The following is a 9,768-nucleotide window of genomic DNA, read 5'->3' as shown; positions in this document are numbered from 1 at the left end:
CGTGCTCGTCGAACGCATGAGCCGCGCCGTGCTGCTGGCCAAGATGCCCGATGCGACTGCTGCATCGGCGCTCGCTGCCTTCACGACCAAACTGCAATCGCTCGTCGAGCCGCTGCGTCAAACGCTGACCTACGATCAAGGTCGCGAAATGGCGCGACATGCCGAACTGACGGCCGCGACCAACGTGCGTGTCTACTTCTGTGACCCGCACAGCCCTTGGCAGCGCGGCACGTGCGAAAACACCAACGGGCTGCTGCGCCAGTACTTGCCCAAGGGCACCGATCTGTCCGTCTACTCTCAAGAGGACCTCGACGAGATTGCTGACAACCTCAACACGCGACCGCGCGCCACGCTGAACTGGCACACGCCTCTGCAAATCCTCGCTCAGGTTCTGGCTAACCCCACGGACCGAGTTCCTGTTCAGTAACCCGCGAGGTGTTGCACTTCACTCTTGAAACCGCCTTCCGAATGGTAAGCAGCGAACTCAGTTATCCGAAGTATGTAACAGAGATATTTGTGTCGATGGAAGTTGCAGCCGACGGTCGGCGCACCATCGCGCTGACGACTATTTCGCGCAGGCGGTCCCATGCCGCTGCCTATCGACGCCTTCGACGCCTTCGACGCGAATCGCAAGCGCCCTTCGTGTTGGCCGGGATAAAACACCCGCCACGAAATCGTTTGGAAGAACCCGACATCGCCGTGCGTCGGTCGTGCCCGGCGAACCGCGTGAAATGGCGTCAAGAAAATTGAATTGCGTTTGTTTTCATGAGGTTGGACGAGCATCCGGCCCGCATGCGCACAGGCTGGCACGCCCCGTGCATTTATACCTGCGAGCGCAACGAAACGTGCTCCCACCCAAACCGCAGCAAACTCAAGGAGATTCACCATGTCCGCACTGATGATCAACGATCTGTCCCACGCCCACGAACTCAGCCGCAAGGAAATGGCTTCCGTCAGCGGCGGTAGCGTGTTCCAGAATGCAGGTATCAACAACATCGCGACCGGCGGTGGCTTCTCGTTCGCCAGCGCCAATACCATTACGGCTCCGGTGACGCAGGTCGACGCATCGACCCATCAGGATCTCACCAGCGTGACCAACACGATCAACAATCTCGGCGGCCAGGTCATTGCGAAGCTGGGCCTGTAAGCTTCGCAATGCTTCCTTGCACTGGCAGCAGTGCACGATAGCGTTGAACCGAAGCGCTCCAGTTCGCCGCGGGTTCGTTCTCGCGGCGCTTCAAGCCCGCCACGCTCACGTGGCGGGCTTCCTCGTATGTAGGACAGCGCGACCGGCGCTCATCCCGCATCCCGGCCGGGCGGCGGGCTGCGTCGCGCCATCCGATATCGAGCCCCGCATGCGTGTCACGCTGCACCAACACGGCTGCGTGGTGTTCGTCGCTTTGCATCGCCGAGTCGCCGTCGTGCGCGGCCAGCACGCTCGCCGACTCGGGTGACGCGCGGTCGGCACGATGCGCTTCGCATCCCGGCAGCCGCACATGTCGATCCCGGTGCGGCTGGCCGGAGCCTGCAGCGCTCGTTTTAAACCAACATCACATTCAGGTTCTCGATTGCCGATATCAGTGACTAATATAGGTGATTGCAGCAGCAATGAAATATCGGATTGTGTTCGAAACGTTGAATGCTCGAGGCGCGTGGCGCGAGTCGCCGGATGCGCCGTAACTCGATCGACACACGTCGGCGGCCACCTCATGTTGAAGCGCAGAACCTTCGTGTTGGGCAGTGCGGGCGCGGCGGGCATGCTGGTGGTCGGCTGGGCATGGCGGCGCCGTGACGATCGGCTGGCCATACCCGCGCAGCTCGCGGCGTCGCGTGTCGATATCCCGCTGAACGGCTGGGTGATGATCAGTTCGTCTAACGACGTGACGATCGTCATGAGCAAAGCCGAAATGGGCCAGGGAATACATACCGGCGCGGCGATGTTGCTGGCGGAAGAGATCGATGCGGACTGGGCCAGGATCCGTGTCGTGATGTCCCCGCTCGACGCGATCTACAAGGACCGTGAATCGCTGGCCGAAGGCCTTCCGTTTCGCCCCGACGACGACAGCCCGCTCGCGCGCAGCGCCGAGGCGCTGGTGCGCCACGGCGCCCGCTATCTGGGTTCGATGGCAACGGGAGGATCGACCAGCATGATCGATCTGTGGGCGCCCATGCGCGAGGCAGGGGCCACGGCCCGCGCGATGTTGTGCAGCGCTGCCGCGAAACGTTGGCAGGTGCCCGTCTCGGAATGCGAGACGAAAGCCGGCATGGTGCTGCATCGGTCGGGACGCTCGGCGACATACGGCGAGCTCGTTGAACTCGCGAAGGACGTGCCGCGCCCGACACGGGTCGCCCTGAAGGACCCGACGGCGTTCACGCTGGTCGGCAAGCGGCTGGGTCGTATAGAGGCGCACTCGAAGCTCGATGGCAGCGCGCGCTATGGCATCGATGTGCTTCCGGACAAGCTGCTGTATGCAAGCGTCACGATGTGTCCGACACTCGGCGGAAAGGCGCTGGGTTTCGACAAGTCCGGCGTTGCCGGGATGAAAGGCGTGACCGACATTTTCACGGTGGAGCCATACCACGGCGGAACCGGCGGCGTGGCCGTCATTGCCGACAATCCCTTCATCGCGATGCGGACGTTGTGCCGCTTGTCAATCACATGGGACCACGGGCCGGCTGCCGGCGTGAACTCCGCGGATGTCCACACGGCATTGACGCGCGCGCTCGACGGCGACGAGGGCCGTCACGTGTTCTACGCTGCCGGCGACGCCGATGCAGCGCTGAGTCACGCGAAGCCGCTCGTCGCGCAGTACGAAGTGCCCTATCAGGCTCACGCGCCGCTGGAAGTCATGAACTGCACGGTGCTCGTCGAACACGACTCGGCAACGGTCTGGTGCGGCACGCAGATTCCGATGGTGGCCCGCAAGGCCGTCGCGGCGCTGCTGGGGCTGGACGAAGACAAGGTGATCCTGAATCAGCAATTGATCGGCGGCGCATTCGGCCGGCGGCTCGAGGTCGACTTCATCGCGCAGGCCGCCGCCATCGCGCTGCATGCGCGGGGGCGGCCGGTACAGACGATCTGGTCGCGCCCGCAGGACATGACGCACGACTTCTACCGTCCGGCCTGCGTGGCGAGATACAGCGGCGCCGTCGATGCGAGCGGCAGGCTCGTCGCATGGAAAGGCATGTCGGCGAGCCAGTCGATCAGCGCGCAGGCGATGCCTCGCACCTTCGGCATGCCGAGCCTCGCGGCCAAATGGTTGCCCGACGCCACCACGGCCGAAGGCGCATTCGACCTGCCCTATGAATGCGAGAACGTGCTCGTCCAGCACAATACGGTGACGCTCCCGGTGCCGGTCGGCTACTGGCGCTCCGTCGGGCACTCGCATCAGGCGTTCTTCGTCGAGAGTTTCATCGACGAGATGGCGGTGCTCGCACGGAAAGACCCGATCCAGTTCCGCCTCGACATGCTGACGCAGCCCGCGCACCGGCGCCATGCGGCCGTGTTGCGGGCGCTCGTCGCACTGTCCGGCTGGCGTTCGCCGCTGGCATGGCGTGACGAGACCGGCGCGCGGCGCGCACGCGGCGTGGCGATGCACGCATCATTCGGCAGCGTGGTCGCGCAAGTCGCTGAAGTCCTGCAGGAAGGTGACGGCTTTCGCGTGACGCGCGTGGTCTGCGTGATCGACTGCGGGTTGGCCGTGAATCCGAACCTGGTCGAGCAGCAGATGGAAAGCGGGATCGTGTTCGGCTTGTCGGCCGCGCTGGAGCAGGCGATCACGATCGAGAACGGGCAAGTCGCGCAGCATTATTTCGACAGCTATCCGCTCGTCAACATGGAGACGTGTCCCGAGATCGTCACGCACGTCGTGGCCGGCGGTAGCGAGCCGCACGGCATCGGCGAAGCGGGCACGCCGCCGATCGCGGCGGCCGTGGCGAATGCACTGCATGCGCTCACGGGCGTGCGCCATCGCACGCTGCCGTTCGGCACGCCGAGCCCGCCCCAGCAAGGAGACGACCGATGGTGTCAGTCCGTATCAACGGGGAAACCGCTCACCTCGATGCCGATCCCGACACACCGCTGCTCTGGGTGATCCGGTGCGAACGAAAGCTGACCGGCACGAAATTCGGCTGCGGCGTCGGGGTCTGCGGTGCATGCACGGTGCTGTTGAACGATCAGGCCGTGCCAGCCTGCCAGCTCCCGGTCGGGACGCTGCACGGCGCGCGCATCACGACTGTCGAAGGGCTCGACGGCGCTGAAGCGCGGGCGCTAAAGGCCGCATGGATTGCCGTCGACGTCGTCCAGTGCGGCTATTGCCAGAGCGCGCAGCTGATCGCCGCCACGGCCCTGCTCATGCGCTGCCCTCGCCCCGACGACCACCAGATCAACGAGGCGATGAAGAACATCGCATGCCGGTGCGGCACGTTTCCGCGCATCCGCAAGGCCATTCACGCAGCGGCGAAATCGCTGGGCCGCTGACTGCGACGCATCCGCTCGCACTCGTCAGTTGCCGTTGGCATGCGTCGTGATCTGGATGAAATCCGCTGCAATGCGCCCTTCGCCGTACTTGGCCTCGAGCAGCTTCAACTGCCGATCGATGGCCGCGAGATAGGCGGCGCGCGGCTCGGACGGCGGCCGCATACCGTCGAACAGCGGCGCGGGCGTGACGAGCAGCGCGATCATCTCGGTCCCGAACGGCTTGCCGATCACCCACTCGCCCATGCTGCCGATCGTCGCGGTGTAATTCGGCGGCGCCTGGTTGTCGCGTTCGCGGCTGCTGGGCACGAGATGCACGACGCTTCCGTTGAGCACGTAATAATCCACGTTCACGTACGAGTCGTAACCGGGTGTCGTGATGTCTATCACGAGCGGGTTGCCTTCCGCGAGTTGCGCATCAGGCGCTCGCGTGCGGATCGACGCGGCGTGTGATGCAGCCCGGTTCGCTCGCCAGTACGGCGCAAGCGCGTTCACGACCTCGCAATTGTGGGTATCGACGGGATGCACGTCGACACGGGCCGTCTGCCCACCCGCGATCCCGCCGAGCGCAGTGCGCAAACGCGCGATACCGGCGCCGGCTTCCACATAACCGCGCACCTGCAGCACGTGGTCCTGCACCGACGCATCCAGCGCCGAACACGGGATGCGCGCGAGCGCAGCCATCGCGGATGCCGCCGAGATCACCGGTGCCGGCGCCGGTGTCGGTGTCGATGCCTGTGCCTGTGCCGACGGCGGCTCGCCGGCAGTAGCGGACACGGCGCTCGCGCTGGCCGCGGGCGCGCTGCCGGCTGCAACGCCCGCCGTCGCGCCATTTCCTCCGCCCGCTGACGCTTGCACGACCGTGTCAGCGGCGGGACGCCTGTCGCCGCCGCGCGACAATGCCTGAAAGCCGTACCAGAGCACGGCGGCCGCCGCCACCGTGCAAGCACCCACGGCCGCCCCCAACCGTGCGCCCGAGGCCCGCGCGGGGCGCTTGAACACGCCCATGCCTTCCAGGAACAGATTGACGCTGGGCGTGCGCGTCGCGCGCTCGAACGACAACGCGGCGCTCAAGGTTCGCCATTGCGTGCGATCGAGGCCTGGGTGGCGCTCGGGCCGCAGGTGATCGTGGCGCGCCTGGGTCGCCGACAGCCGATTGAACGGGTGGTGTCCGGTCAGCAATTCGTAGGTGACACAGGCGAGCGCGTAGACGTCGTCGCGCGGATCCGGCTCGAGATGCTCGAACATTTCGGGGCTCGCGTAGGCCGGCGTGATGCCGCCGAGGCTCGCCGGATCGAACACGGTGACGTCGGGATCTTCGTCGCGCCGCTGGAATGCGCGTGCGATCCCGAAGTCGATCACCTTCACTTCGCCGCGGTCAGTGAGGAACACGTTCGCGGGCTTGAAATCGCAGTGGACGAAGCCGCGTTCATGCGCGTAGGCCAACGCGTGCCCCATGCCGGCGATGATCGGCAACGCGCTGTCGAGCGGCATGCCCGCAAAGCCCGGCGCACGCAGCACCCTGCTGAGCGGCTGGCCCGACAGGTACTCCATCGTCAGGTAGACGAGCGGACCGTCCCGGTCGAAGTCGTAGACGGTGACGATGTTGCGATGCGCGAGCGCCTGCGCCTTGCGGGCTTCACGCTGAAGTGCGATCAGCGACGTCGGCTGGCCGCGAAACTGCACGTTGAGGACCTTGATCGCGATGTGCGGCCGGCGATCCGAGGCCTCCAGCTTGCGCAGGTCGAGCGCCTTGTACACGGTACCCATCCCGCCAACGCCAAGGCATTCCTCCAGCACGAAGCGCCCGTTCAGCGTATCGCCGATGCCTTTCACGCGCTCGCCGCCGACGGACATCGCGTCACTCGCCGGCCCGGCCGGGGTGTCGGAACCCGGCGCCGGCCGAAGCGGGCTCTCGTGGATGCGGGTGGCATCGTCCGCGGATGCCGTTCTGTCGTGACAGCGTTCGATGCGCTTCAGTACTTCCGCATAGATATCGTCCGACAGCGGTTGCGTGGTTTGCGTCTCGTCGAGCACTTCGCGCAGCCGTGCACAATCGACCTGATCGGTCGCCAGCACCCGGTCGATCTCCGAGAAGAACGCTTCCTGCGATAGCGTCCCGCTCTGGAATGTCTGAATCAGCCGCGCAAAGCTCATCATTCGTATGCCGTTTACTCAGCTTCAGCTTGCCGACCCGCTTCGGCGCGTCATGGCGCCGCCAGGGCAAGGACTTCCATCGCACCCATGCCGCGCGACGTATCGGTGATGCACTTGGCACCGTCGCACCCGTCGGCACGCCATCGTCAGACGAATCGGACCGCGCGCCGCACCCGCGCGGCTCTCTGACAGGACGTCTAACAAATCATACTAGTCTGCGCTGACGCCCTGCGCAATCGGTGCCGGAACTAGAATCCGCGTCGATGCGTTGCGAATCGGCTTCAGGTTTTCGCCGTCGGCGCGTGGCCGTGCGCATCGCCGATTTTCCGGGGCGCGCGGCCGTGCGGCGAATCCTATACTGGACAGATTCCCGCTACGTCGTCGCATCGCATGATGTTGCGCGGCGGCCTCACTTCCATCCGATTTCGCGGAGCCAACCATGGGTGTGCTCGTCATCAACGATCTTCCCGAAAGCGTCGACCTCGACAAACAGGCGATGGCCGCCATCACCGGCGGCGCGCGCGTCCGTGCGCATCATTCGATGCTCGCGCCGCCGGCGTTCCGTTTCCTGCACACCGACGCCCGCGCCGCGACGCCCGCGCGTGCACCGGTGGCCGAAGCAACAGCTTTCCCGGCGCGTCCGACGCTGTTGCGCTGACCCATACACGGCCCGGCGCACGGTCACGCGGCACGCGCCATCATCGCGGGCCGCCGATCGGCCGGCGGGAATACGCACCACGAGCCGTCGTCGTGACGAAAGAAGAAGATCGCGATCGTGCCGGCCGGATGCACGGCCTCGACGCAGACGAAGCGCCGCCGTTGCGCGGGCATGCGGCTGAAGCGCACGACGCGCGCCGGCACGCGCGCGCTCGGCGCGAGCCACTTGTCGACCTGCATGCGCAGCGATGATTCGATTCCGTTCATTTGAGCCCCCTGGTGGCGATGGCGAACGCGTCGGCACGTCGCTCATGCGACGACGATGGCGGCTGCGGCGCACCGTCCGTCCGCATGCCGCGCCGCGAGCAACGCGCGGCATACGGACAGCGCGAACCGAAATGCGGTGCGCGGATGCATGACGCACGTGCGAACCTGCTCGCTGTGGCCCGTGCCTTCCACGCACCACGTGCAGAAGTGCTCGCAGTTGTTCGTCAGCAGGCGGTAGCGGTTTTCGCCGAGACGGGAACGCGCGCGCAGCACCGCGGTGCGCCCCGCATAGGCAGCGTACGGATGCGGCACGACGCGAACCGCGTGACCGGCGGCGAAGCGTTCGAGCGTGACTTCCTCGATCGGGCCGCGATGCAGTGACGTGCACAGCCCCGCGTAGTGGACGACGCGCCCGTCGCCGACGTAGATGCCGTGATGGCTGTAGCCGTCGCGATCTGAAACCAGGTGTGCGCCGAGCGGCAGTGTGTCGATGCCGCCGGAAAGCGAAGCCGCATGCGCGATTGCGTCCGCGGCGCAGGCTGCCGTGCGCGACACAGTGCTGTTCACGGGTTGAAGGTCGCGTTCCATGGCGGGCTCCGTCTGCAGGTTGGCGGCCGCCCGTGTTGCCGAAGGGTCAGCCGGTTGCCAACTAACCTGCATCAAGCATGCCAATGGCCCGGCGCCCGCCGCGCAATGCTGGCGCGGCATGCCCGGCGAGCCGGGCGCCGCGCTGTCGGCGCGCGGCCAACCATTTGCCGATGATTTCGTTCGTGCGGCAACACCAGTTGGCGCGCCGGGCAGCCGTCCGCGTTCGCCAGCGCATGTGTCGGTTTCGCGACCACGTTCGCGCACCCGACTGTCGTCGTGCATCCAACCATTGCAGGACCAGGCCGCGACGCACTAGCATGCAAGCAACGCGTGTCGATGACGCCGTGCCTTGCCGCATGCGGCGCTCACCGGATCGACGCACGACGCACGCGGGTTGTGTCACGCATGGCACGAGGTTTGCACGTATCGGCTTACCCGATCCGTCGGCAAGCCCATCCGGAGACTCATCATGACCACGCTCGCGATTACCGACCTTCACATGCAGCACGACCTCGACCGCAAGACGATGTCGTTCATCCGCGGCGCAGGCGCGCCGTGGGTATTCGGCTGGATCCAGCCCTACGCGCCGCCGGCTCCGGCGTTCGGGCCGGTCGTCAACCTCTATCAGACGTACAACACGTTCTACGCGAACCAGGTCCTCAACCAGGTTCAGAACATCGACGTCGCGAATTCGGCGCCCGGCGCGAACATCGTGGTCGGGGTCGGCGCAGACGGCAGGAACCGGCTCGTCTAGCGCCGGTTCCCGCCAATCGGCAACGCAGGTTCGCAAGCCCGTGATCGGCATCGACACGCCCTGGACGAAAAGGAATGGCGCGCCGTGAGCGCAGAACTGCAATGGACTTCGGCGTCACGCACCGACGTGGGCCTGGTTCGCGAAATCAACGAAGACGCGTGCCTCGCGTTGCCGCACCGTGGCCTGTGGGCCGTGGCGGACGGCATGGGCGGACATTCGGCCGGCGATCTCGCGAGCCGGATGATCGTGCACGCGCTGGAGCGGCTGGCCGCACCGGCCACGCTGGCGGACTTCGTCGACGCAGCGCGCACCGCGCTCGATGCCGTCAACGCGCACCTGCGCGAAGCGGCCGCCCAGCGCGGCGTGCGCATGATCGGGAGCACGGTAGCGGTGCTGCTTGCGAGCGGCCGTCAATGCGGCTGGCTCTGGGCCGGCGACAGCCGGATCTACCTGTACCGCGACGCGCACCTGACGCAACTCACGCTCGACCACAGCCACGTCGCGGAACTGCAGGCGCAGGGCCACCTGAGCGCGCAGCAGGCGCGCCATCACCCGTCACAGCACCTGATCACGCGCGCTGTCGGCGCGGCCGAGCAACTGCATCTCGACGAACGGCGCATCGACGTGTGCGACGGCGACATGTTCCTGTTGTGCAGCGACGGCCTGAGCAACGAGATGGAAGAAGCCGACATCGCGGCCGCCCTCGCCTGCGGCGATTGCGCGCGCGCAACGGACGCGCTGGTCGAGCTCGCGTTGCGCGAGGGCGGCCGGGACAACGTCACCTGTATCGTGATCCGCGCCGACGATCCCGATGCGTCGGACCGCACGCTCGCCAACCCTGCCGTGCAACGCTGATCGATCGGGCAGC

General features: G+C 66.2%; 10 protein-coding genes. 7 read left to right on the top strand and 3 right to left on the bottom strand.

What is annotated here, in order from left to right; all coding sequences use genetic code 11:
• The 4 genes from O1Q03_RS23785 to O1Q03_RS23770 all read left to right on the top strand — a co-directional run.
• The coding region (locus O1Q03_RS23785) for an IS30 family transposase (RefSeq protein ID WP_269506325.1) at window positions 1-427 on the top strand (427 nt) is incomplete at its 5' end.
• A gap of 459 nt (window positions 428-886) precedes the next feature.
• On the top strand, window positions 887-1,147 hold the full coding sequence (locus tag O1Q03_RS23780) for a hypothetical protein (RefSeq protein WP_269506468.1): 261 nt from the start codon (window positions 887-889) through the stop codon (window positions 1,145-1,147).
• 562 nt (window positions 1,148-1,709) lie between these two features.
• Window positions 1,710-4,094 carry a xanthine dehydrogenase family protein molybdopterin-binding subunit gene (locus tag O1Q03_RS23775; RefSeq protein WP_269506467.1) on the top strand — a complete coding sequence of 795 codons (2,385 nt, stop codon included), beginning with the start codon at window positions 1,710-1,712 and terminating at the stop codon, window positions 4,092-4,094.
• Window positions 4,022-4,480: a (2Fe-2S)-binding protein gene (locus O1Q03_RS23770; RefSeq protein WP_269506466.1), complete on the top strand. Its 459-nt coding sequence runs from the start codon at window positions 4,022-4,024 to the stop codon at window positions 4,478-4,480. The genes O1Q03_RS23775 and O1Q03_RS23770 overlap by 73 nt, the downstream gene beginning before the upstream one ends.
• Window positions 4,481-4,504: 24 nt before the next feature.
• On the opposite strand, the gene O1Q03_RS23765 is transcribed toward O1Q03_RS23770, so the two are convergent.
• Window positions 4,505-6,637, bottom strand: a complete 2,133-nt coding sequence (locus tag O1Q03_RS23765; protein WP_269506465.1) for a serine/threonine protein kinase — start codon at window positions 6,635-6,637, stop codon at window positions 4,505-4,507.
• A gap of 436 nt (window positions 6,638-7,073) precedes the next feature.
• On the opposite strand from O1Q03_RS23765, the gene O1Q03_RS23760 reads away from it, so the two are divergent.
• Entirely contained in the window at window positions 7,074-7,292 is a 219-nt protein-coding gene (locus tag O1Q03_RS23760; RefSeq protein ID WP_269506464.1) for a hypothetical protein, read from the top strand.
• 23 nt (window positions 7,293-7,315) lie between these two features.
• On the opposite strand, the gene O1Q03_RS23755 is transcribed toward O1Q03_RS23760, so the two are convergent.
• Together O1Q03_RS23755 and O1Q03_RS23750 are read right to left on the bottom strand one after the other, a co-directional pair.
• Window positions 7,316-7,558 (bottom strand): hypothetical protein, encoded by a 243-nt coding sequence (locus O1Q03_RS23755; protein ID WP_269506463.1) that lies wholly within the window; start codon window positions 7,556-7,558, stop codon window positions 7,316-7,318.
• A gap of 42 nt (window positions 7,559-7,600) precedes the next feature.
• Window positions 7,601-8,146 carry a lecithin retinol acyltransferase family protein gene (locus O1Q03_RS23750; RefSeq protein ID WP_442865829.1) on the bottom strand — a complete coding sequence of 182 codons (546 nt, stop codon included), beginning with the start codon at window positions 8,144-8,146 and terminating at the stop codon, window positions 7,601-7,603.
• Window positions 8,147-8,615: 469 nt separating this feature from the next.
• Between O1Q03_RS23750 and O1Q03_RS23745 the strand changes: the two genes are divergently transcribed.
• Window positions 8,616-8,900, top strand: a complete 285-nt coding sequence (locus O1Q03_RS23745) for a hypothetical protein (protein WP_269506462.1) — start codon at window positions 8,616-8,618, stop codon at window positions 8,898-8,900.
• A gap of 84 nt (window positions 8,901-8,984) precedes the next feature.
• The gene (locus O1Q03_RS23740) at window positions 8,985-9,755 is read left to right on the top strand and encodes a PP2C family protein-serine/threonine phosphatase (RefSeq protein ID WP_269506461.1); all 771 of its coding nucleotides are present in this window, start codon (window positions 8,985-8,987) and stop codon (window positions 9,753-9,755) included.
• The last annotated feature ends 13 nt before the right edge of the window (window positions 9,756-9,768 follow it).

Origin of the sequence: Burkholderia sp. IMCC1007, assembly GCF_027257875.1 — a bacterium.
Taxonomy (GTDB): domain Bacteria; phylum Pseudomonadota; class Gammaproteobacteria; order Burkholderiales; family Burkholderiaceae; genus Burkholderia.
The sequence above is the reverse complement of the archived record's forward strand: the minus strand, read 5'-3'. Positions and strand labels throughout refer to the sequence as shown.

Bases quoted from the DNA above. Each gene is read 5' to 3' on its own strand.
- O1Q03_RS23780 (WP_269506468.1), top strand. From the start codon at position 887: ATGTCCGCACTGATGATCAACGATCTGTCCCACGCCCACGAACTCAGC.
- O1Q03_RS23775 (WP_269506467.1), top strand. From the start codon at position 1,710: ATGTTGAAGCGCAGAACCTTCGTGTTGGGCAGTGCGGGCGCGGCGGGC.
- O1Q03_RS23770 (WP_269506466.1), top strand. From the start codon at position 4,022: ATGGTGTCAGTCCGTATCAACGGGGAAACCGCTCACCTCGATGCCGAT.
- O1Q03_RS23765 (WP_269506465.1), bottom strand. From the start codon at position 6,637: ATGATGAGCTTTGCGCGGCTGATTCAGACATTCCAGAGCGGGACGCTA.
- O1Q03_RS23760 (WP_269506464.1), top strand. From the start codon at position 7,074: ATGGGTGTGCTCGTCATCAACGATCTTCCCGAAAGCGTCGACCTCGAC.
- O1Q03_RS23755 (WP_269506463.1), bottom strand. From the start codon at position 7,558: ATGAACGGAATCGAATCATCGCTGCGCATGCAGGTCGACAAGTGGCTC.
- O1Q03_RS23750 (WP_442865829.1), bottom strand. From the start codon at position 8,146: ATGGAACGCGACCTTCAACCCGTGAACAGCACTGTGTCGCGCACGGCA.
- O1Q03_RS23745 (WP_269506462.1), top strand. From the start codon at position 8,616: ATGACCACGCTCGCGATTACCGACCTTCACATGCAGCACGACCTCGAC.